Genomic DNA, 22098 nt, shown 5'->3' with positions numbered 1-22098 from the left:
AATTTTAGGGTCTTTTTTAAAAATTCTTTAGTTTGCTTTAACAGTAACTGATCTTCTGTTTTTAGACCATGCTAAAGGATTTGATCCTGAGTCAACAGGTCTTTCTTTACCATAACTGATTACAGTAATTCTGTCTGATGAAACACCATAAGTCATTAGATAATCTTTTGCAGCGTTAGCTCTTCTTTCTCCAAGTGCTAAGTTATATTCTCTTGTTCCTCTTTCATCTGCATGACCTTCTAAAACTACAGTGATGTTAGAATTTTCTCTTAACCAAGCAGCTTGAGCTCTTAAAGTTTCTCTTGAAGCTGTAGTTAATATAGATTCGTTAGTTGCAAAGAACACTCTATCAGCAACACCATCTGCTAAATATTTTACGCTATCTGTTCCAACGTAAACGTCTCCTTGCATTTGACCTGCAATTTTTTCAATTTTAGTTACTTCTTCTTTTTTAGTTTCTTCTTTTGGCGCCTCTACAGCTACCTCTTTTTTTGTTGCACACGCTGTTAAGATTATTCCAGCTGAAATAACTAATAACGTGTTTTTGAAAATTTTGTTTAATCTCATTAATTTGCTCCTTGCTGCTTTTTCAAATACTATTTTTTTCACAACTAATTAGATGTTTCAACCCAAAAAATCAAGAAATTTCATCGTATTTAAAGATAAAATGATATTAATTACTTAATAAAGACGACCAAGATGGGTCAGATGCGTCCGTCTCAGTTGTTATCAATCTTTCATTATAACCAGTTAAATCAATAGACCATAATTTAGCAGAAAAACCTTCGCCTTTAGAATTAGTTTTTGTTTCTCTATAAAATATCAAAACTCTTCCATTGGGTGACCAAGATGGGGCCTCTTGATAATAGTTTTCTGTTAACAATCTTTCACCAGTTCCATCCGTTCTCATCACTCCAATATAAAATTTTCCTTTATGTAATTTTGTAAATGCAATTAAATCACCTCTAGGAGACCAAACTGGTGTTCCGTACAAACCATTACCAAAAGAAATTCTTTTCACGTCACTTCCATCATTTTTCATGACATAAATTTGTTGGTAACCACTTCTGTCAGAGTTAAAAGTTATATATTTTCCATCTGGAGAATAAGAAGGTGATGTATCAATTGAAGGATGATTTGTTATTCTCTCTACTAATCGAGTTTCTAAATTCATTGTATAAATATCTGATTTTCCATCTTTTGCGAAACTCATGATTATTTTTTTACCATCAGGTGAAAATCTAGGAGCAAATGTCATTCCAGGAAAATCTCCAACTACTTCCTGTGTTCCGGTTTCAATATCTAAAAGATAAACACGTGGCATATTTTTAAAATAAGATAGATAAGTAACCATTTGGCTAGCAGGGTTAAATCGTGGAGTAAGTACAAGCTCATTTCCTAAAGTTAGAAATTTGTTATTTGCACCATCTTGATCCATGATAGCTAATTTTTTTATTCTTTGTGTTTTTGGTCCTTCTTCAGCTACATAAATTATTCTTGTATCAAAATACCCTTTTTCTCCTGTTAACCTCTCATATACTTTATCTGATATGATATGCCCAACTCTTCTCCAATTTGTTGGTACAGTTGTAAATGCTAAAGCCATCATCTCTTTTGCAGCAAGCACATCCCAAAGTCTAAACTCAACTCTTAATTTATCATTAATAAAATTTACTTTACCGGTGATAAGAGCTTGAGCTTTAATTAAATTCCAATCCTCAAATCTTGGTTTTAAATTTGCTATATCTGGAGCTTGTAAAAATGCTTTTTTATCCAAAGGATTAAATAAACCTGAAGTTCTTAAATTATTTTCAACAATTAATGATATTTCAGATCCAATGTTCTCTTTATCTAAAATTTGCTCAAAATTTTTTCTAGACGTTTCATCTATTGATAATGGTGAGACTGCAAGTGGAAGAGGGTTTAAATTTCCCCTTGTAATATCAACTTCAATTAACGCTAAAGCTTTTATTGGAATTAAAACAAAGATCACAATTATTAGTTTTTTAATCATAAACTCTTTATACTAACCTCCTAACATCTCTCTTGCATCAAAATTTAATTGTAATTCTTTCCACCTCTCATAGCCAGAAGCTGGAACTCTTAAAGGTTGACATAATCTTACTGCTCTTAAGGCACTTTCTGCTAAGACTTTATAGAAACCTTGGCCAGGTTTATTCATTCTAGCATGATCTAATATCTCAGTTTTGGTGACTGAACCATCTGGTTTAAGCTTTAATTTTATTCTAACCAGTAAATTTTCATCATATGGCAAACCTAACGGGATACTCCAACAACCAAAAATTTGGGCTTTTAAAGCATCTTCCTCACTTAGAGTAAGCTTAGAGTTTTCAACGTTTCTTACTTGATCTTGTGTAACATCATTATTGGTTTTAACTTTTTCCGCTGTTTCCTCTTTTGATTTATCTATCAATGCAGCAATGTTATTTGGATCAAATAAATCTTTTTTTTCAAATTCAGATACTTGTTTTACTTCATTATCTACCTTTTCTGGATTTTGTTTTTTTTCTTCTTTAGTCTTTAGTTTTTTTACCTCTTTATCTGGCAAAGGGACAGCTTCAGGATTTTGTTTTTCTATCGTTTTGTTTTTTTTCTCTGAGACAACAGTCTTAGTTTTAGTTTTTTTTACCTTTTTGGGTGGAGCTTGTTCTGAAACAAGTTTTTTTTCTTTTTCTTTTACTTTTTCAATAATTTTTTTTGCTTTAGGCGCAAAAGGAATATTTGTTTCTTCTGTTATTTGAATTAATTCAACAGAAACTATGGGTGGAAGGTCTATTGGTTTTTTTGATAGAAAAGGCAAACTTAAAGCTGTAAGGACAACTAAAGATATGTGTAAAGCTGAGGATATAGCTATACTACTACTCTTCACCGCAACTACCTTTGTTTAAGAGGCTCAGAGATTAAAGCAACTTTTGTAAAACCAGATCCAGATAATAAACCCATTATCTCTAAAACTCTTCCATAGTTTATTGTTTTATCACCTCTTACATAAATTCTTGTATCAGTTCTATTTTTTGAAACAGCTAAAACTTTAGCAATTATATTGTCATATTCAACTTTTGACTCCTGTATAAAAATTTCACCTTTAGCATTGATAGATAATGTTAAAGGTTCTGTTTCCTCAGGTAAAGAATCTGCTGAACTCTCAGGTAAGTCAACTTGAACACCAACTGTTAAGAGCGGTGCCGTGACCATGAATATAATTAATAGAACCAACATCACATCAACAAAAGGAGTGACGTTAATCTCACTCATTGGTTCCTTAGATGAGCGATTTAATTTAAAAGCCATTTAAATTATTGTTAAAAATCTTTTTGAAAAATTCTCTAATTTTTCTGAGTATTTTTTTGCGTCAGTATTAAATTTATTATAAGCAACTACCGCAGGTATAGCTGCTAAGAGTCCTAACGCTGTTGCAAATAATGCTTCCGCGATACCAGGTGCAACTATTGCAAGACTAGTATTTCTTGAAATAGCAATTGACTGAAAAGAATTCATAATTCCCCAAACTGTTCCAAATAATCCAATAAATGGTGCCGTTGAACCAACAGTTGCTAAAAAAGTAAATCCTTTTTCAATCTTTGACATTTCTTTTTCTATTCCACCCTCAAGGAAGGCTGTCATTCTTTCACTCAAGTTTGTTTTAGATTTTTTCTTTAGTAAGTTTTCCATGGCATTTTGGAATACCAAAGACATTGGGTCTTCTAAATTATTTGGTAAACTATTATAAAAATTTTCAGCAGATTTAGAGTTCCAAAATTTTTCTTCAAATTCCTCTGAAGATTTATTTATTTTTTTAAATAGTCGATATTTTTCTATAATCACCGCCCATGAGTATACTGAGCAAAGTATTAAGCTAATCATTACTGCTTTAACAATTATGTCTGCTTTTAAAAATAAACTAAAAAGTGAAAAATCTGTATTTGTTCCTAAGTCTATTGCATTTGCGGCTATGTCTGCTTCCATAATCACTCATCACACTTAATTGTGTCATGAATTTGACTATATAATTTTAAAGATTAGTCATTTTTGTATGTTTCATGAAAATAACTGGCTATCAGAATTGCATCTGCTTTATTAGAATCTTTTTTTTTTGATAAATTTGACGAAAAATAAGGAAATATTTCAATAGCTCTTGTCCTGCTAGCATCCTTTTCTGAGTTAATTAAATTAAAATATTTTTTCCATTTTGCTGGTCTTACAAAATAAATTGGCAACTGCATTGCGCTGCAAATTCCTTTTAAAATTCCAAAAGATTGACCAAAATTAAACATACTAGTTACACCTTGACCTGGCATGGCTGAAACTTGTTCTACAACAACTTTAATATTTTTTTTTTCATATGTTTTTATTCTTAGAGAAATTTCATTAAATATTTGAGATCCATTTACTTGTTTTTTATTTTTTTTTCCTTCGATCATTGTTGGCATTTCAATCACATCTTTGATTATTCCATCTTCTAAAAAACATATAGATCCTGATATTCCTGGATCTATTCCAATTATTAACATCAAATATTTCCCAAATTTACGTTTGAAAAAACGTTCTGAACATCATCATCATCTTCTAAATTTTCTAAAAACTCAATCACACTTTCTTTCTCATCATTTTGAATATCAACACTATTTATAGGCACCCACTCAATTTCTGTTGAAATAAAGTTTGCTATTGTATTTTCTAAATTTTTTTTAACATTATATATTTCATTTGAAACACATTGAACTTCATGAAAATCCTGGTGAGAAATACATTCCTCTGCACCAGCTTCTATAGCCAATTCAAAAATTTTATCATCTGATATTTCATTTTTATCAATTTTTATTATCCCAAGTTGTTTAAAGTTATGAGATGCTGATCCTTGGGTACCTAGACTTCCACCAGATTTTTGAAAAATAGTTCTCACATTGGAAGCTGTTCTATTTTTATTGTCAGTTAAAGTTTCTACAATTACTGCAATTTTCTTTGGTCCAAATCCCTCATACCTCAAGTTTTCAAAATTTGCACCAGATGCAGCAGAAGACTTATCTATTGCTCTTTCTATATTATCTTTTGGCATATTTGCTGATCTAGCAGCCTGTACTGCTGATCTTAATCTTGGATTCATTGCAGGATCTTTGTCTCCAAGTTTTGCAGCTACTGTAATTTCTTTAGATAACTTTGAGAATATTTTTGAACGTTGCTTATCAGCTTTTCCTTTTTTATGTTTAATACCCGCCCAATGAGAATGACCTGCCATATCTAAATTAAAAATTTTTTAATTTTTCTCCAAATATATAACTATTAATACTTTTAGCTAAACCAGTATTTATATCACAATCAACAATAACACCAGACAAAGTCCCTTCTCCAACAGCAGGAAAATGTTTAACCGAGTCTTTTTTTAAAAATCTGTTTAATGAATTCTCTTTGTCCATCCCAATTACAGAGTCGTAATCTCCACACATGCCTGCATCAGTTTGATATCCAGTGCCTTTGTTTAGTATTCTGGCATCATTAGTTGGTACATGTGTATGAGTTCCGACAACCAAAGTTGCATGACCATCAAAAAAATGACCTATGGCATTTTTCTCACTGGTAATTTCACCATGAAAATCAACCACTAATAAATCGTAATCATCTTTTAATTTATATTCACTTAAAAATTTTTTTGAAGTTTCAAAAACATCTTCACACTTTTTCATAAAAACATTTCCCATGAGGTTAAGTACCCCAACTCTTATATTTTTATCTGTTTTAAAAATTTGAAAACCTCGACCAGGTGCAGGCTCAAAAAGATTTTTAGGACGTAACAATCTCTCTTCTTTTTCTATGTATTTCATGATTTCTTTTTGATCCCAAACATGATTACCTGTTGTGATTACGTTAACACCACAGTTATAAAAATCTTTGCAAATTTCTTCAGTCAAACCAACACCTTGGGCTGCAGCATTTTCACCGTTGGCAATAACAAAATCTATTTTTTTTAATTCAACTTCACTAAGTAAGCTGCTTGTAAGTTTAGAGCACCCCGAAATACCAACAACATCGCCTAAAAATAAAATTCTCAAAATATTAAACCTCTTTCTGTAATTATTAAATCAAGCTTCTTATCATAATTATTAATTGGTACCTCTTTTAATTCTTGGAAAGAAAAAGCAAATCCAACTTTAAAGACCTTTTTTTTAATTTCAATTTTTTCAACATAACGATCATAAAAACCACCACCATAACCTAAACGGTTAAATTGCTTATCAAAAGCTAATAGTGGAACTAATAAAATATCTGGATAAACTTTCTTTTGAGATAATGGTTCAATAATCCCATATTTGTTTATCTTTAATGGATTATCTTTGGACCATTCATAAAAGTCCATTTGGTTATCTTTCTTGATGATCGGTAATGAGGTAATTTTTTTATTTTTACTAAATAAATTTAAAACTTCTAAGTCATCTATTTCATGATTGCATGGATAATATCCTCCAACAATTCTTGTTTTAAGCTTATTATCACTTAGGAATTTAATTAATTTTAAAGAATTGATTTTCAAATTTTCTTGAAAATTTTTTTTTCTAAGTGATGTTATCTTTCTTCTTAATTTAGATTTATTCACAAATTTATTGAGGTAAATTTTCTTGTTTTGCTTTTTCCACAAAACTTGAAATTTTCTCTGCTGCAGTATCAATTAAATCTTCATATTTTTTTTGATTAGTTTCAATCTCGATTTTTAATTTATCATGATTTAAATTTAACTCTTTTATTTCTTCTTCTTTTTTATCTTTATATTCATAAATTAGAGTTTTTAATTCCTTAAATTTATTTGATAAATCTTTTAATTCTTGTTTTTTTTGTTCAACTTTCTTTTTTGTTTCGTAGTATTCATCCATTATTTTAACTGCCGTAATTAATAAGAGTTTATTCTCTCCTAAATTGCCAAGATCATTTTTTAAATGATTAAATTTTTGGTTTATTTGTATTAACAATTCTTCTAGATGTTCCTCTTGCCCATCATCACAAGATAGTAAAAACTCTTTATTATTAAATTTAATACTTACATTTGCCATTTATCAATCTCTTCCAACAAAGTATCTGTTTCTTGATTTAATTCATCAATTTTCTCAGAAAACTCTATTTGTTTTCTTTCTTCAGCCTTTTCTTTACTTCTGAACTCATCTAATCTTTTTGACAAAATTTCGTTCTGATCTGATAGCTCTTTATATTTTTTTTCTAGCTCATTTTTTTCAATCTCTAATTGATTTTTTTGCAAATTAAGATTTTGAATATTATTTTTCAAATCTGGATTAGTTAGATCTAAATTTTTTAATTCTTCTAAAGCTTGATTAAGTTTTTTTTCTTTTTCGTTTATAGAATTCATATATATATACTTATAATATTAAATAGAATCTTCTTAGTCTAGTCAGGATAATTTTGAGTAAAATACATAACGATTTAGCAAATTGTATTAGATTTTTATCTATTGATGCAGTTCAAAAAGCTAATTCTGGCCACCCAGGAATGCCAATGGGTATGGCGGACGTTGCGACAGTACTTTTTAGGTATTTTTTAAAATTCAATCCACAAAATCCAAATTGGATAAATAGAGATAGATTTGTTTTATCAGCTGGGCATGGCTCAATGCTTCTTTATTCATTATTATACTTAACTGGTTATAAAAGTATTTCGTTAAATTCGATTAAAAAGTTTAGACAACTAAAATCCATTTGTGCAGGTCATCCAGAGTATCATCCAAAAACTGGAATTGAAACAACCACTGGACCACTTGGACAAGGAATAGCTAATGCAGTTGGATTTGCAATAGCTGAAGAAATCCTCAAAAAAAAATTAGGTAAAAATCTAATTAATCACAAAACTTATGTTCTAGCTGGCGATGGTTGCTTAATGGAAGGTATTAGTCACGAAGCAATGAGTTTAGCTGGTCACTTAAAATTAAAAAATTTGGTGATGCTTTTCGATAATAATAATATTTCAATTGATGGTCCAACAAGCCTTACTGTATCAGATAATTTTAAAAAAAGATTTGAAAGCTATGGATGGGATTACATATTAATTGATGGTCACAATCAAAATCATATTTATAGAGCTTTAAAAAGAGTTCAAAATGCAAAAAAACCAACAGTAATTTCTTGTAAAACAAAAATTGGATATGGTTCTCCAAATAAATCTGGTAAGTCGTCTTCACATGGTAGTCCTTTGGGATTAGATGAAATTAAATTAGTAAGAAAATTACTTAAATGGAAATATAAACCTTTTGAAATTCCAAATAAATTATTAGACCAATGGAGAGCTATTGGAAGAAAGGGTCAGTTAATTGAAAAAAAATGGGACAAATTAACTAAAAAACAAAGTAAAAAATTAAATCTAATCAAAAATAATAATAACTTTAAAAATGTTTTAAATACAGAAAAGAAACTTGCAATCAAAGAACCTAAAAGCTTAGCAACAAGAAAATGTTCTGAGTTAACTTTAAGCGCATTAACCAATTCAAATAATAATCTTATTGGTGGTTCTGCAGATTTGGCTGGATCTAACAATACAAAAACAAAAAAACATAAAATTATTACACCAGGTAATTTTGAGGGAAATTATATTCACTATGGTGTAAGAGAACATGCAATGAGTGGAGTTATGAATGGGATCGCACTCCATAGTAATTTTATTCCTTATGGTGGAACTTTTTTAATATTTTCTGATTACTGCAAACCATCAATAAGATTGTCAGCTCTAATGCAACAAAGAGTTATTTATGTAATGACACATGATTCAATAGGCTTAGGTGAAGATGGACCAACACATCAGCCAATTGAGCAATTATCTGGTTTAAGATCAATTCCAAACCTTAATGTATTTAGACCTGCAGACAGAATTGAAACAATTGAATGCTGGGAGCATGCTTTAAAAACTACAAAGACCCCAAGTGTGTTGTCTCTAACAAGACAAAATTTAAATCCGATTAGAAAAAAATATTCCTCAAATAATAAATGTTCACTTGGAGCTTATGAGGTGCTTAGAACAAATAAGAAAATTAAATTAACAATTTTGGCAAGTGGTTCAGAAGTAAATCTTGCAATCGAGGCTAGCCATAAACTTGCTAAAGATAAAATTTATTCTAAAGTTATATCAGTACCTTGTATGGAGCTTTTTGATAAACAAAGTAAAACTTATAGAAATAAAATACTAAATGAAACCAAAAATAAAATCTCTATAGAAGCTGGTTCAAGTGATTGTTGGAAAAAGTATGTTGGTGAAAATGGAAAGAATTTTGGAATTAATGAATTTGGTAAAAGTGCACCATTTAAAGAAATATATAAATATTTTGGGCTAACAAAAGAAAATATAACCAATAAATCAAAAAATTTAATTAAAAATTAATTATGACAATTAAAGTTGGAATTAATGGAATGGGTAGAATTGGTCGAATGGTAGTTCGATCAATTATAGAAAACCAGGATAAAAAAATAAAAATACAACACATAAACAATAGATCAAATTCTGAGACTACTTGTACATTAATAAAATATGACTCAATTCATGGTAGATTTGATGCTGATTTAGATTTTGATGAAAATCACTTAATAATAAATAATGAAAAAATTACATTTTCACAGGAGTCTAATATTGAAAACATAGACTGGAAAAAATTTGATGTTGATTATGTTTTTGAGTGTACAGGAAAATTTAATTCTAAAGAAAAACTTTTAGCTCATGTTAAAAATGGAGCAAAAAAAGTAATAGTATCTGCGCCATGTAAAAACGCAGATAAAACAATTGTATTTGGTGTAAATGAAAAAGATATAACCAGTAAGGACCAAATAATCTCAGCCGCATCATGCACCACAAACTGTTTGGCTCCAGTTGTACATACACTAAATGAAAATTTTGAAATTGAAAAAGGGTTTATGACCACTATTCATGCGTTTACAAGTGATCAAAGAATTCTGGATAATTCACATAAAGACCCAAGAAGAGCAAGATCAGCAAGTCAATCAATTGTCCCAACATCTACTGGTTCATCAAAAGCAATTGGTGAAATAATTCCTAGCTTGAAAGGTAAATTAGAGGGAGTTGCAATGAGAGTACCTACCCCAAATGTTTCACTTGTAGAATTAGTTTTCTGTACAAAAAAAAATATCAACAAAGAAAATATAAATAAATCATTTGAATTAGCATCAAAAAATAATCTTAAAAATGTATTAGAAATCACTCATGAAAAGTTAGTATCAATAGATTTTAATCATAATCCTGCATCTGCGATTGTTGATGGATCTCTTACCAATGTTGTTGGAGACAATATGGGTAAAATTTCAGCATGGTATGATAATGAATGGGGTTTCTCAAATCGTATGTGTGATATTGCAGAATTTATTCATCAAAATTCTTAATGCAAAGTGTTTCCAAACTAACCAACCTACAAGGTAAAAAAGTTATTTTAAGATTGGATTTAAATGTCCCTCTTAACAATGGTGAGATAACTGATACAACGAGAATTGACAAAGTTCTTCCAACAATAGAATTTTTATTAGAGCAAAATTCAAAAATAGTTATCTTATCTCACGTTGGTCGACCTAAAGGAAAAGTAATTAAAGATCTTTCGTTAAAACCAATTCAAAATGATATAGAAAAAAAATTAAATGAAAAAATAAACCTTATTGAAAAAAGTATTTATGAGATAAATAAAGACTTACTTGATAATTTCAGTGAAAAAATTTTATTAATTGAAAATATTAGATTTTATCCAGAAGAAGAAAAAAATGACACTAATTTTGCAAAACATTTAGCAAGTTTAGGTGATATTTATGTAAATGATGCTTTTTCATGCTCACATAGAGCTCATACATCTGTTTGTGAAATTTCAAAATTTTTACCGTCTTTTTCAGGATTACAACTAGATTTAGAGATTGGTGCATTAAAAAAAATTACATCTAATATAATTAAACCTGTTACTTGCATAATTGGAGGATCTAAAATTTCTACTAAAATTAATATTATTAAAAATTTAATTCCAAAATTTGATAACATAATAATTGTAGGTGCAATGGCGAATAACTTAATTGAACACGATGGATACAACATTGGAAAATCTCTTAAAGAAGAAAATGTTAATTCTATAGTTAATGACATACTCTCATATTCAAAAGAAAAAAAATGTAATATAATTTTTCCAGAAGATGTAATAGTGGCAAATGGTTTAAATGGTCAGCCTAAAATTAAAGAATTGAATCAAATTAAATTAGATGAAATGATTTTGGATATAGGTCCAAAAACTATTGAAAGTATATGTAATATTATTGATAATACAAATACCATATTATGGAACGGTCCTGCTGGATATTTTGAAAATCCTAATTTTGCTAATGGAAGTGCTGCAATTGCAAAAAAAATAGTTGAAAAAAATAAAGAAGATAAAATTTACTCTGTTGTAGGTGGTGGAGATACCGTTTCATTAATTAATTCTTTGAATGCTGTTAATGACTTTAATTTTGTTTCAACTGCAGGTGGAGCATTTTTGGAATATCTTGAAGGAAAAGAACTTCCTGGTATAAGCTCCTTGAATTGATATGTCAGAACTAAATAAAATAGCTCTTAAAATACTTTCAAATGGCAAAGGAATATTTGCGGCAGATGAAAGTAACGGAACTATGACAAAAAGACTTGAGGCTGTAAATATTGAGTCTACACCAAAAAACAGACTCTCTTTTAGAGAAACACTTTTAAGTTCAGAAAGCATGAAAGATTGTATCGGTGGTGTGATCTTATACGATGAAACAATAAACCAAATTTCAAGTTTAGGTAAATCAATTCCTGAATTAATCTCTGCTAGTGGAGCAGTACCTGGAATTAAAGTAGATACAGGTGCAAAAATTTTAGCAAACTCTCCAGAGGAAAAAATTACAGAAGGACTAGACGGGCTAAGAGAAAGATTAAAAAAATACTATGAGCTTGGTGCAAGATTTACAAAATGGAGAGGTGTTTATTCGATAAGCAATAACTATCCTAGCAAACTTGCAATTCATTCTAATGCTCATGCACTTGCAAGATATGCCGCTTTAGTTCAAGAATGTGAAATGGTTCCTATAGTAGAACCAGAAGTTTTAATGGATGGTGATCATTCAGCTGATGAGTGTTTGGAAAAAACTTCAGAAGTTATAAAAAAATGTTTTGAGGAATTAATTATGCATAAAATTGATTTATCAGGGATCATATTAAAACCAAATATGATTTTAGCTGGAAGTAACTCAAAAAACAAAATCTCTAATGAAGAAGTTTCAGACAAGACACTCGAATGTCTTAAAAATTCAGTACCTACAGAAGTACCAGGAATTGCTTTCCTGTCTGGAGGTCAATCCGAAGTAGAAGCAACAGAAAATCTCAATTTAATTAGCAAAAACAATAGTACAAATTTTATAATGACCTATTCATATGGTCGAGCTTTACAACAAAGTGCACTTAAATTTTGGTCTAAAGACAACGCTAAAACTAACGAAACACAGGATGTGTTTAATCATAGAGCAAGAATGTGTACTTTAGCTGCTCAAGGAAAATGGACAAAAGATCTTGAGAATAAATAAAAAAAAATTTATTTATCTTATCTCTCCAAATAAAATAACAAAAAATTTTTACAAGATGCTGAATGAGGTATTGAAATCAAGTAAAATAAGTTTTTTTCAAATGAGATTTAAAAAATACTCATTTAAAAAAAAAATTTTGATAGGAAAAAAGATCAGACAATTATGTAAAAAAAATAATGTAAAATTTATTGTTAATGATGACCCAGTTCTTGCGAAAAAATTGGATGCTGATGGATGTCATTTAGGGCAAAAAGATATGAATATTAAAGAAGCCAAAAAAATAATTGGAAATAAAATTATTGGAATAACATGTCACAACTCAATTAAAATTGCAAAAGAAGCAATTAAAAATAGAGCTAATTACATTGCGTTTGGTGCTTTTTTTCCAACGAAAACAAAAAAAGCTAAATACAGGGCTAATATAAAAACTTTGAATAAAGTAAAAAAATTAACAAATATTCCCATCGTAGCTATAGGTGGAATAACAAATGAGAACTATAAAAAACTTTTATTGAACAATGCAAATTTTTTAGCTATCTCAGGCTACATTTGGAATAATAAAAAATACAAACCTAAAGAAGCTATAGAAAGTTTAATATGAAAATAAATGCAAGTGAAATTAGAGTTGGGATGCTTTTAGAATATAAAAATGATCTTTGGCAAGTTCTAAAAACACAACATGTAAAACCTGGAAAAGGTGGTGCATTTGCACAAGTAGAAATGAAAAGTGTTGGTAAAAATACCAAACTAAATGAAAGATTTAGATCTAGTGAAACTGTAGAAAAAGCATCATTAGATGAAAATAAATACAATTATATGTATGAAGACGATACTAATTACTTTTTTATGGAACCTAAAACTTTTGAACAAATTGAAATTAAAAAAGAAATCATTGGAGAGCAGGGTAAATTATTAACTGAAAATCTTGAAGTATCTGTAAGTTTTTATAATGAAAATCCAATTTCAGTTGAATTACCAAATCAGGTACATTGTAAAATAGAAACTACTGATGCAGCATTAAAAGGTCAAACTGTATCTTCGTCTTACAAGCCTGCCACTTTAGATAATGGTTTAAATATTCAAGTTCCACCATTCATAGAAGCTGGTGACGAAGTCATTGTTGATACCAGAAATTTAGAGTACGTAAAAAAGATTTGAAATGTTATCTATATCTTCGAATCTTAACTTGATGATAAAAGCTGCTGAAAAAGCATCTAAATCAGTGATAAGAGATTTTGGTGAAGTGGAAAAATTACAGGTTTCTAAAAAGGGTCCTTATGATTTTGTTACAAAAACAGATAAAAATGTAGAAAAAATTTTAATTGAAGAATTATCTAAATCAAAAAAAAATTACTCATTTATTACAGAAGAAACTGGCAAGATAAATAACAAGGATAAAGAAAATTTTTGGATTATTGATCCAATAGATGGAACAACTAATTTTCTTCACGGTATTCCTCACTTCGCTATTTGTATTGCGCACATGTCAAACAACGAAGTTATAAGTGGATTAATTTTTGATCCAATAAAAGATGAAATGTTTTTTTCTGAAAGAAATAAGGGAGCATACTTGAACAATCAAAGACTAAGAGTGTCAAAAAAAACTTCTACTGAAGATTGTTTATTCTCAAGTAATCATGAAGGTACAAAATTTAGTGATCTAAATATGAGATGTAGTGGATGTGCAGCGCTTGATCTTGCATATGTAGCCTCTGGAAGACTTGATGGTTTTTTTCATAATAAAATTAATATTTGGGATGTAGCAGCTGGTGCTTTAATGGTTAAAGAGGCTGGTGGAATAGTTAACGAAATTAACAAATTTGATATAAAAAGTATTGATATACGAGCTTCAAGTAGTGCAATTAACGATAAAATGCTTGAAAAATTAGTTAACTTTTAATTGTTTTAAAAAATTCTTTTGCTATAAGTCTCCGCATGAAAAAAAATATTCATCCAAATTATCATACTATAAAAGTAGAAATGACTGACGGTACACAATTTGAAACTAAATCAACTTGGGGTGCTGAAGGTGATTTGCTTAAACTTGAAATTGATCCAAAATCACACGCTGCTTGGACAGGTGGAAAACAGAAATTGATGGATAAAGGTCGAATAAGTAAATTTAATAAAAAATTTCAAAACTTTAAATCGGAAAAGAAAAATTAAATGTCAAATGCGCCTCTAATGCCAATGGCTACAGCCGTTTGGTTAGTAGAAAATACGACTCTAACATTCAAACAGATAGCAGATTTTTGTAAACTACACGAAGTAGAGATACAAGGTATAGCAGATGGTGAGGTTGCGAAAGGGATTAAAGCTTATAATCCAATTATTTCAGGACAACTTTCAAGAGAGGAAATAGAACTATCATCTAAAGATGAGAGCAGACCACTACAAATCAAAAGTAGTGATATTGAGATTTCAAATGATGAAAAGAAAATAAAAAAATATATCCCTCTTTCAAAAAGACAAGACAAGCCAGATTCTGCTTTGTGGCTTATAAGACAGCATAATATTTTAAAAGATTCACAAATAGCTAAATTGGTTGGAATTACAAAAAATTCTGTAACTTCAATAAGAAATAAAAGTTATTGGAATTACAACAATCTTAACCCAAAAGATCCTGTAGCATTAAATTTATTTTCTCAAAAAGATCTGATAGACGCAATAGAAAAAGCTGAAAGAAGAATTAAGAGAGAAAAAAAAGAAAAAGAAAAACAAAATAAAGTTAATCAAACAAGTATATAATGAACAAAACTAATAGACATAAATTAATAAAAGTGATAACAAACCACTTTTTCGGAGGTAGTTATTAAAATAGAAGTTAAAGATAATAATGTTGAACAAGCATTAAGAGTATTAAAAAGAAAACTGCAAAGAGATGGTTTCTTTAAGGTTATTAAATTAAAAAATACATACGAAAAACCTTCCGAAAAGAAAAAAAGAATTCTTCAAGAAAACATTAAAAGAGTTAAAAAGTTAAACAAACTTAAGAATAGAATTTAAATATATCGCGGGGTGGAGCAGTCTGGTAGCTCGTCAGGCTCATAACCTGAAGGTCGGCGGTTCAAATCCGTCCCCCGCAACCAATTTAGCTATAATTTAAAATTAGATTTTTTGCTATCGATTAGAAATGCTTTGACTGTTTCAACAGTTAGCTGATTAAAAGACTTACCGAACTTTTCAATTTTTTCAATTAAAGTTGGCGGGATAGTAATTATATTACATCCTAATTGTTTAGCTTGCAAAAAATTATAAGGTTCTCTCACACTAGCCCATAAGATTTCTACATTTTTAAATTTCTTTGCTAATTTTATACTTTTAACAAATTCTGGAATTGGATCTTTACCAACGTCTCCTGCCCTTCCAGCAAAAATAGATATAATTACATTTGTTTTTTTATTTATTACTTTAAGTATTTTTGAAGTTTGTTTAGCTGTGTATACTGCTGTTATATTCAACTTAATATTTTTACTATTTAACTCTTTAATAACTTTACCTGAAAATTTATTTTTTGAATTAACTACTGGAACTTTGACGTATACATTTTCTCCCCAAGTATTTATTTCTTTTCCTTGTTCAATCATAGATTTTTGATCATCAGCAAACACTTCAAATGAAATTGGTTTAATTTTACAAACTTTAAGTATTTGTTTAGAGTATGATTTGTAATCTTTTGCTCCAGCTTTTCTCATTAAACTTGGATTTGTGGTAAATCCTTTTACAATTGATTTTTTATTAAATTTTTTAATAGATGAAATATCTGCAATATCACAAAAAATTTTAGTAATCATAAGATCTATAAATTCTTTGTTATATCTTCAGTCATTTTTTTTGCATCTGCGAATAACATTAAAGTGTTCTCTTTATAGAACAAATCGTTATCAATTCCTGCGTATCCAGGGGATAAACTTCTTTTAACAAATAATACTGACTTACATTTCTCCACATCTAAAACTGGCATTCCATATATTGGACTTTGTGGGTCTGTTTTTGCTACAGGATTAGTAACGTCATTTGCACCAATTACAAATGCAACATCTGCATTTGCAAAATCGTTATTAATCTCCTCTAATTCAAATACTTCATCGTATGGCACATTTGCTTCTGCCAACAATACATTCATGTGTCCAGGCATTCGTCCTGCAACTGGATGAATAGCGTATGAAACCTTAATATCATTTTTCTTTAACGTATCTACCATCTCTCTAAGAGCATGTTGAGCTTGCGCAACAGCCATTCCATATCCTGGAACAATTATAACTGAAGAAGCATTTTTCATTAAAAAAGCTGCGTCATCTGCATTGCCACTTTTTACTGGTCTTTGTTCTTTAGTTTGACCTCCAGTTGATTGGTCTGTAGCACCAAAACCACCTAATATTACGTTAAAGAATGATCTGTTCATTCCTTTACACATTATGTAAGAGAGTATTGCGCCAGATGATCCAACTAAAGCACCTGTAATAATTAAAGCAGTATTTTCTAAAGTAAATCCTATTCCTGCTGCAGCCCAACCTGAATATGAATTTAACATTGAGATTACAACTGGCATATCCGCACCACCAATAGGAATAATAATTAGAAATCCTATTAAAAAAGAAACAGCAATTAATATCCAAAATAAATTAGGTGATTGAGTAGAACAAAGATAAATTGTAAGTATTACAATTACTATTAATAACAAAGCATTTAATAAATGCTGACCTTTAAAAGTAATAGGCGCTCCAGACATTATTCCCTGTAATTTTAAGAAAGCTATAACTGATCCAGAAAAAGTAATTGCACCAACTGCTGCTCCTATTGCCATTTCAATCAAGCTCGCAAGCTTAATATTGCCAGGTGCACCAAGATTAAATGCAGCAGGATTAATAAATGCAGATATTGCAACAAATACTGCTGCTAGTCCAACCAAACTATGAAAACCTGCAACTAATTCTGGCATTGCCGTCATTGGTATACGATATGCTATAAATGCGCCAATACTTCCTCCAATTGCTAAAAATATTAAAACATAAATAAATCCTGATGAAAAATTTCCGACAGAAAGAAATGTAACTGTTACAGCAATAACCATTCCGATTATTCCAAATAAATTTCCTTGTCTTGAGGTTTCTGGAGATGACAATCCTCTTAAAGCCAAGATAAACAATACCCCAGATACTAAATATAAAATTGCAGATAAATTTGCTGACATTAGTTATTTATCCTTTTTCTTTTTTTTATACATAGCTAACATTCTTTGGGTAACTAAAAATCCACCAAAAATATTAACAGCTGCTAAAATAATCGCTAAAAATCCATAAATACTTGATGATGAAAACACTACTCCATCACTCCCCGATAAAGCTGCAATGATTGCACCAACGATAATTACTGAGGAAATTGCATTAGTTACTGACATCAATGGTGTATGTAATGAGGGGGTTACACTCCACACCACATAATATCCAACAAATATTGACAATATAAATATGCTCAATCTGAATATAAAAGGATCTATTTCCATAATTCTATTTAATAAGTGTTTTCTCTATTATTTCATCTTCTAAATTAAAATTTAATTTCTTGTTTTCTTTATCATATAAATTAGAGATAAAATTGAACACATTCTTAGCATACAAATTAGAAGCTGATACAGGTAATTTGTTTAGTATATTTGCCTCCCCTAAAATTTTAACACCATCTTTTTCAACAGTTTTATCAACTTCAGTAAAAACCGTATTTCCTCCTTGAACGGCTGCTAAGTCATAAATCACTGATCCTGGTTGTAAATTTTTGAACATATCTTCTTTAATAATCTTTGGAGCTTCTCTTCCTGGAATTAAAGCAGTGCAAATTATTATATCAATTTTTTTTAATGTCTCTGATAATAATTCTTCCTGTTTCTTTTTAAACTCATCTGAAGCCTCCTTTGCGTAACCACCTTCAGTTTCTAAGTTCTCTGATCCCTCAACTGTAAGAAACTTGCCACCTAAACTTTCAACTTGTTCTTTAGATGCCATTCTTACATCAGTTGCAAATACAACAGCCCCCATTCTTTTTGCAGTTGCAATTGCTTGCAATCCAGCAACACCTGCTCCAACTACTAATACTTTTGCTGCAGGAATTGTTCCAGCCGCAGTCATCATCATTGGTATTGCTCTCTCATAAGCTTGAAAAGCTTCAACTACTGCTTTATAACCTGCTAAGTTAGCTTGTGACGATAAGATATCCATAGATTGTGCTCTTGTTATTCTTGGAAGCATCTCTAAGGAAAAACAATTTATTTTTTTTGATTTTAAATTTTCTAACTTCTCTTTATTTAAAAAAGCATTCAATGAACCAATCAAAGTTTGGTTTTCTTTAAATAAAGATAATTTTTCTTCATCTGGTAATCCTAGTTGAACAACAATCTCAGATTTTTTAATTATTTCTTCATCTTTATCTAAAAAATTGACTCCTAAACTTTTATAATCTTCATCATTAAAACCTAAATGAGCTCCATAATTATTTGATAATGTTAAATTAAATCCTAAACTTATATATTTTTTTGCTATCTCTGGTGTGATAGCTATCCTCTTTTCAAAATTTTGGTTTTCAGAAATTGAAGATAAATTCATAATAAAATTTATTAAATGTTATAAAAGGAATATTGCCATCAAAACTAAAACTAAAATTACAGCAATTGTTCCCCATAAAACAAACTTGGTGAAATTATTCCAAGTATTCTTATGGCTCTCGTTATCCATAAACTATTTTTGTCTTGCTTTAAATTTAGGATTTGTTTTATTTATTACGTAGACTCTACCTCTCCGTCTGACTAACTTTGAATTCAAGTCTCTTTTTTTTATAGATTTTAGTGAACTTTTAATTTTCATATTTTAGAATTTTATGCCGGCAATGACCTACTCTTCCATGTCTTAAGACAAAGTACCATCGGCGCTAAAGGGCTTGACTTCCGAGTTCGGAATGGGATCGGGTATAACACCTTTGCAATAATCACCGGCAAGGCCTTATATCATTACAGCTTTCAAAGTAAAGTGAGATTATTTAAAAAATTTATATTTAATTATTGTAATTATTGCAATTATACCGTCAATAAACCGAATTTTTTTTCCGTCTTTATATGTGCGGCCATTATAACTGATTGGAACTTCTATTATATCAATTTTTAAATTAGATAATTTTGTATTAATTTCTGGGCAAAAACTAAAATCATTTTGTTCTAGTTTAACCAATTTTAATACCCTAGAATTAAATACTTTGTAACAAGTATGAGCATCAGTAAGTTTTTGATTATTAACAAAATTTGATACCTCCGTAAGAATATGGTTACAAAGAATTCTAAACAAAGATGTAAATTGTTTATTTTTATATCTACCATTTTTTAAAACTCTTGAACCATAGACCACTTCTGATTCATTATTTAAAATTGGATCAACAAGATTTTTATAATCTTGTGGATCGTACTCTAGGTCTGCATCTTGAATAAGAATTATATCTCCATTTATAAATTCTAGTGAGTTTTTAATTGCAGCGCCTTTGCCTTTATTTATTTTTCCATCAACTAATTTATCATACAAGTTTTTATTTTTTTTTAATAAATTTATAGTTTCATCCGTGGAACCATCATCTGAAACAATAATTTCTATATTTAGGTAATTTTTTTGATTGTTAATTTTCTCTAAAATTTTTATGATAGTATTTTCTTCATTAAAACAAGGTATAATTACTGTTAACAACATTTTGAGTAATCACTAAAAAAATCTAAAATTAATTAATATAAAACTTGTTAAAACTTTTATATTAATATTCATAGAAAATAAATTAAAACCTGTAATGATAGAAATAATAATCTTATCCTTAATTAGCTCAATTATTCTATTTTCATATGGTTTAGTATTTTGTTATTTATCTTTTAACCAAAAAATTTCTGATAATATTAATTTCTATGAAACTTCACTATTCGGTGTAATTTTTTTAAGCTTCATAGCATTATTAATAAATTTTTTTTTACCACTAAATAAAATTGTTGGAACTTTTTCAATTTTAACAGGACTGATAATTTTTGTTTTTTTTATTTTTAAATCAAAAAATGTTAAAACATCGATTAAATTTTTATTATATACATCCTTAATATCTTTTGTTTTAATTGTTCTAGCAAATGTAAATAGACCTGACGCTGGCTTATATCACTTACCCTACATAAGTATTATTAATGAAAGTAAAATAATTTTAGGAGTCTCTAACATTCATTTTAGATTTGGCCATATATCTTCAGCTCAATATCTTTCAGCAATTTATAATAATATTTTATTTTCAACATCATCTATAACTATGCCATTAGCTTCTATAGCTTCAATATTTATAATGTTCACAGTTAAAGAATTTCTTAAATCATTCAACTCAAATAAATTTTATAGCTTAATATTTTTTTTTATTTTTATTTATGTAATATTGAGTTTTAATAGATATAGTAGTTATGGAAATGATGCACCTGCTCATTTCTACTATTTATTCTTAATTATTGTTTTGTTAAAAATATCCAAATTAAAGAAAATAGATGAAATTCATTTTTATAAAATTACCTATATATCTGTTTATTTAATATCTTTAAAAGTTTTTATGGGATTGACTGGTTTAATCCCTCTATTTTTATTTTTTTATTCAAAAATAAAAAAACAAATTTTAATAAATAAAAATTTTGTTCTATGTACATTATTTTTTTCCAGCTGGATCATAAAAAATATTCTAACAACTGGTTGTTTTATATACCCTATAAAATCTACCTGCATTGCAAAACTTAGCTTTTATGATGATAGAAATATTTCAAATGTAATAAGTGCTAGCGAGGCTTGGTCGAAGGGATGGAGTGATCAAAATCCAAAAATTTTTGATCAAAAGCAATATAATGAGAATTTTAATTGGCTAAGCACTTGGTCTAACCATCATCTAAAGAAAATATTTGAAAAAACGCTACCTTTAATAATTTTTTTAACAATAACAATAATATTTTTTTATTATAATTTTTTTAAATCTGGTGGAAAAAATAAAAATGATTATAAAATTAATTCTTCATTAAAACTTATTATTGTTTTTAATTTAATTTTCTTGTTATTTTGGTTTTTAAAATTTCCTCTTTACAGATATGGCTCTTCCTTTGTTTGTCTAACTATAATTTTACTAGCATTTTTTATTTGCAAGAAAGTAAATTTTTTTATTTATAAAAAATACTTCAATTTCATTATTATTTTGGCTTTTTTTGGTTTTTTTTCAAAAAATTCAATAAAAATAATTGATAATTTTAATCAAGATTATTTTGAATATCCATGGCCTCGTATTTATTCATTAAAAGATGAAGATAAAAATATTGAAAAAAATTTTCAAATTATAAAATCAAGAAATCAAAATTTATATTATTATAGTAGTGGAGAATTATGTATGTACAGCAGACCTCCCTGCACAAATTTTAAACTAAATCAAATTGAAAAAATAAATAAGTTTTCCTTTGATATCTATAGCATCACAAAATAAT

At 28.8% G+C, this 22098-nt stretch carries 29 protein-coding genes, 1 tRNA gene and 1 rRNA gene; 12 read left to right on the top strand and 19 right to left on the bottom strand.

The features are described 5' to 3' along the window. Positions 1-27 precede the first annotated feature (27 nt). The 11 genes from pal to ACTTA6_RS00180 all read right to left on the bottom strand — a co-directional run bounded on the left by pal (position 28) and on the right by ACTTA6_RS00180 (position 7372). Positions 28-567 (bottom strand): peptidoglycan-associated lipoprotein Pal, encoded by a 540-nt coding sequence (gene pal / locus ACTTA6_RS00230; protein WP_440614677.1) that lies wholly within the window; start codon positions 565-567, stop codon positions 28-30. A 106-nt stretch (positions 568-673) separates the two neighbouring features. After that, positions 674-2014 carry a Tol-Pal system beta propeller repeat protein TolB gene (tolB, locus tag ACTTA6_RS00225; RefSeq protein ID WP_440613995.1) on the bottom strand — a complete coding sequence of 447 codons (1341 nt, stop codon included), beginning with the start codon at positions 2012-2014 and terminating at the stop codon, positions 674-676. 12 nt (positions 2015-2026) lie between these two features. After that, positions 2027-2890, bottom strand: a complete 864-nt coding sequence (locus tag ACTTA6_RS00220) for an energy transducer TonB (RefSeq protein WP_440613994.1) — start codon at positions 2888-2890, stop codon at positions 2027-2029. A gap of 5 nt (positions 2891-2895) precedes the next feature. Beyond that, the gene (gene tolR, locus ACTTA6_RS00215) at positions 2896-3312 is read right to left on the bottom strand and encodes a protein TolR (RefSeq protein ID WP_075506058.1); all 417 of its coding nucleotides are present in this window, start codon (positions 3310-3312) and stop codon (positions 2896-2898) included. After that, positions 3313-3987: a protein TolQ gene (gene tolQ / locus ACTTA6_RS00210; RefSeq protein WP_440613993.1), complete on the bottom strand. Its 675-nt coding sequence runs from the start codon at positions 3985-3987 to the stop codon at positions 3313-3315. Positions 3988-4040: 53 nt separating this feature from the next. After that, entirely contained in the window at positions 4041-4532 is a 492-nt protein-coding gene (locus ACTTA6_RS00205; RefSeq protein ID WP_440613992.1) for a crossover junction endodeoxyribonuclease, read from the bottom strand. Further along, complete coding sequence (locus tag ACTTA6_RS00200; protein WP_440613991.1) at positions 4532-5257, bottom strand: YebC/PmpR family DNA-binding transcriptional regulator; 726 nt, start codon at positions 5255-5257, stop codon at positions 4532-4534. The genes ACTTA6_RS00205 and ACTTA6_RS00200 overlap by 1 nt, the downstream gene beginning before the upstream one ends. A gap of 7 nt (positions 5258-5264) precedes the next feature. Then, the gene (locus ACTTA6_RS00195) at positions 5265-6068 is read right to left on the bottom strand and encodes a TIGR00282 family metallophosphoesterase (RefSeq protein ID WP_440613990.1); all 804 of its coding nucleotides are present in this window, start codon (positions 6066-6068) and stop codon (positions 5265-5267) included. Next, positions 6065-6610, bottom strand: a complete 546-nt coding sequence (locus ACTTA6_RS00190) for a 5-formyltetrahydrofolate cyclo-ligase (RefSeq protein ID WP_440613989.1) — start codon at positions 6608-6610, stop codon at positions 6065-6067. The genes ACTTA6_RS00195 and ACTTA6_RS00190 overlap by 4 nt, the downstream gene beginning before the upstream one ends. Before the next feature lie 4 nt (positions 6611-6614). Beyond that, positions 6615-7061 carry a cell division protein ZapA gene (locus ACTTA6_RS00185; protein ID WP_440613988.1) on the bottom strand — a complete coding sequence of 149 codons (447 nt, stop codon included), beginning with the start codon at positions 7059-7061 and terminating at the stop codon, positions 6615-6617. Then, the gene (locus ACTTA6_RS00180) at positions 7049-7372 is read right to left on the bottom strand and encodes a 5-formyltetrahydrofolate cyclo-ligase (protein ID WP_075506051.1); all 324 of its coding nucleotides are present in this window, start codon (positions 7370-7372) and stop codon (positions 7049-7051) included. The genes ACTTA6_RS00185 and ACTTA6_RS00180 overlap by 13 nt, the downstream gene beginning before the upstream one ends. Positions 7373-7425: 53 nt before the next feature. Here ACTTA6_RS00180 and tkt point away from each other — a divergent pair, with 53 nt between their 5' ends. From tkt to ACTTA6_RS00125, 11 genes are all read left to right on the top strand, one after another. Then, entirely contained in the window at positions 7426-9387 is a 1962-nt protein-coding gene (gene tkt / locus ACTTA6_RS00175) for a transketolase (RefSeq protein ID WP_440613987.1), read from the top strand. 2 nt (positions 9388-9389) lie between these two features. Next, positions 9390-10397 (top strand): type I glyceraldehyde-3-phosphate dehydrogenase, encoded by a 1008-nt coding sequence (gene gap, locus ACTTA6_RS00170; RefSeq protein ID WP_440613986.1) that lies wholly within the window; start codon positions 9390-9392, stop codon positions 10395-10397. Continuing rightward, complete coding sequence (locus ACTTA6_RS00165) at positions 10397-11572, top strand: phosphoglycerate kinase (RefSeq protein ID WP_440613985.1); 1176 nt, start codon at positions 10397-10399, stop codon at positions 11570-11572. The genes gap and ACTTA6_RS00165 overlap by 1 nt, the downstream gene beginning before the upstream one ends. Before the next feature lies 1 nt (position 11573). Beyond that, on the top strand, positions 11574-12584 hold the full coding sequence (locus ACTTA6_RS00160; RefSeq protein ID WP_440613984.1) for a class I fructose-bisphosphate aldolase: 1011 nt from the start codon (positions 11574-11576) through the stop codon (positions 12582-12584). Beyond that, complete coding sequence (gene thiE, locus ACTTA6_RS00155) at positions 12571-13185, top strand: thiamine phosphate synthase (RefSeq protein WP_440613983.1); 615 nt, start codon at positions 12571-12573, stop codon at positions 13183-13185. Before ACTTA6_RS00160 ends, thiE begins: the two co-directional genes overlap by 14 nt. Next, positions 13182-13742, top strand: a complete 561-nt coding sequence (gene efp / locus ACTTA6_RS00150) for an elongation factor P (protein ID WP_440613982.1) — start codon at positions 13182-13184, stop codon at positions 13740-13742. The genes thiE and efp overlap by 4 nt, the downstream gene beginning before the upstream one ends. Before the next feature lies 1 nt (position 13743). Then, positions 13744-14484, top strand: a complete 741-nt coding sequence (locus ACTTA6_RS00145) for an inositol monophosphatase family protein (protein WP_440613981.1) — start codon at positions 13744-13746, stop codon at positions 14482-14484. 35 nt (positions 14485-14519) lie between these two features. Then, positions 14520-14750, top strand: coding sequence for a 50S ribosomal protein L31 (gene rpmE / locus ACTTA6_RS00140; protein WP_075506043.1), 231 nt, complete (start codon positions 14520-14522; stop codon positions 14748-14750). Then, positions 14751-15332, top strand: a complete 582-nt coding sequence (locus ACTTA6_RS00135; RefSeq protein WP_440613980.1) for a cell cycle transcriptional regulator TrcR — start codon at positions 14751-14753, stop codon at positions 15330-15332. A gap of 63 nt (positions 15333-15395) precedes the next feature. Next, positions 15396-15590, top strand: a complete 195-nt coding sequence (gene rpsU / locus ACTTA6_RS00130) for a 30S ribosomal protein S21 (RefSeq protein WP_075484443.1) — start codon at positions 15396-15398, stop codon at positions 15588-15590. A 6-nt stretch (positions 15591-15596) separates the two neighbouring features. Then, positions 15597-15673 (top strand) — tRNA-Met (locus ACTTA6_RS00125). Between the two features lie 6 nt (positions 15674-15679). Here the strand turns inward: ACTTA6_RS00125 and ACTTA6_RS00120 are convergent. The 8 genes from ACTTA6_RS00120 to ACTTA6_RS00085 form a co-directional block, all read right to left on the bottom strand. Further along, entirely contained in the window at positions 15680-16378 is a 699-nt protein-coding gene (locus tag ACTTA6_RS00120; RefSeq protein WP_440613979.1) for a transaldolase family protein, read from the bottom strand. Between the two features lie 5 nt (positions 16379-16383). Further along, a complete protein-coding gene (locus ACTTA6_RS00115; protein ID WP_440613978.1) occupies positions 16384-17778 on the bottom strand; it encodes an NAD(P)(+) transhydrogenase (Re/Si-specific) subunit beta in 1395 nt (464 codons plus the stop codon). Between the two features lie 3 nt (positions 17779-17781). Beyond that, the gene (locus ACTTA6_RS00110; RefSeq protein ID WP_262590263.1) at positions 17782-18090 is read right to left on the bottom strand and encodes a proton-translocating transhydrogenase family protein; all 309 of its coding nucleotides are present in this window, start codon (positions 18088-18090) and stop codon (positions 17782-17784) included. Positions 18091-18094: 4 nt separating this feature from the next. Next, positions 18095-19183: a Re/Si-specific NAD(P)(+) transhydrogenase subunit alpha gene (locus ACTTA6_RS00105; RefSeq protein ID WP_440613977.1), complete on the bottom strand. Its 1089-nt coding sequence runs from the start codon at positions 19181-19183 to the stop codon at positions 18095-18097. An 18-nt stretch (positions 19184-19201) separates the two neighbouring features. Next, positions 19202-19312, bottom strand: coding sequence for an aa3-type cytochrome c oxidase subunit IV (locus ACTTA6_RS00100; RefSeq protein WP_440613976.1), 111 nt, complete (start codon positions 19310-19312; stop codon positions 19202-19204). Between the two features lie 3 nt (positions 19313-19315). After that, a complete protein-coding gene (gene ykgO, locus ACTTA6_RS00095) occupies positions 19316-19441 on the bottom strand; it encodes a type B 50S ribosomal protein L36 (protein WP_008545413.1) in 126 nt (41 codons plus the stop codon). Between the two features lie 14 nt (positions 19442-19455). Beyond that, positions 19456-19570: ribosomal RNA gene (rrf, locus tag ACTTA6_RS00090) — 5S ribosomal RNA — on the bottom strand. 39 nt (positions 19571-19609) lie between these two features. Continuing rightward, a complete protein-coding gene (locus tag ACTTA6_RS00085) occupies positions 19610-20308 on the bottom strand; it encodes a glycosyltransferase family 2 protein (RefSeq protein WP_440613975.1) in 699 nt (232 codons plus the stop codon). A gap of 94 nt (positions 20309-20402) precedes the next feature. Here ACTTA6_RS00085 and ACTTA6_RS00080 point away from each other — a divergent pair, with 94 nt between their 5' ends. Next, positions 20403-22097, top strand: coding sequence for an LIC_10190 family membrane protein (locus tag ACTTA6_RS00080; RefSeq protein ID WP_440613974.1), 1695 nt, complete (start codon positions 20403-20405; stop codon positions 22095-22097). Position 22098: the final 1 nt, after the last annotated feature.

The organism is Candidatus Pelagibacter sp. HIMB1636 (assembly GCF_052047675.1).
Taxonomy (GTDB): domain Bacteria; phylum Pseudomonadota; class Alphaproteobacteria; order Pelagibacterales; family Pelagibacteraceae; genus Pelagibacter.
The sequence above is the reverse complement of the archived record's forward strand: the minus strand, read 5'-3'. Positions and strand labels throughout refer to the sequence as shown.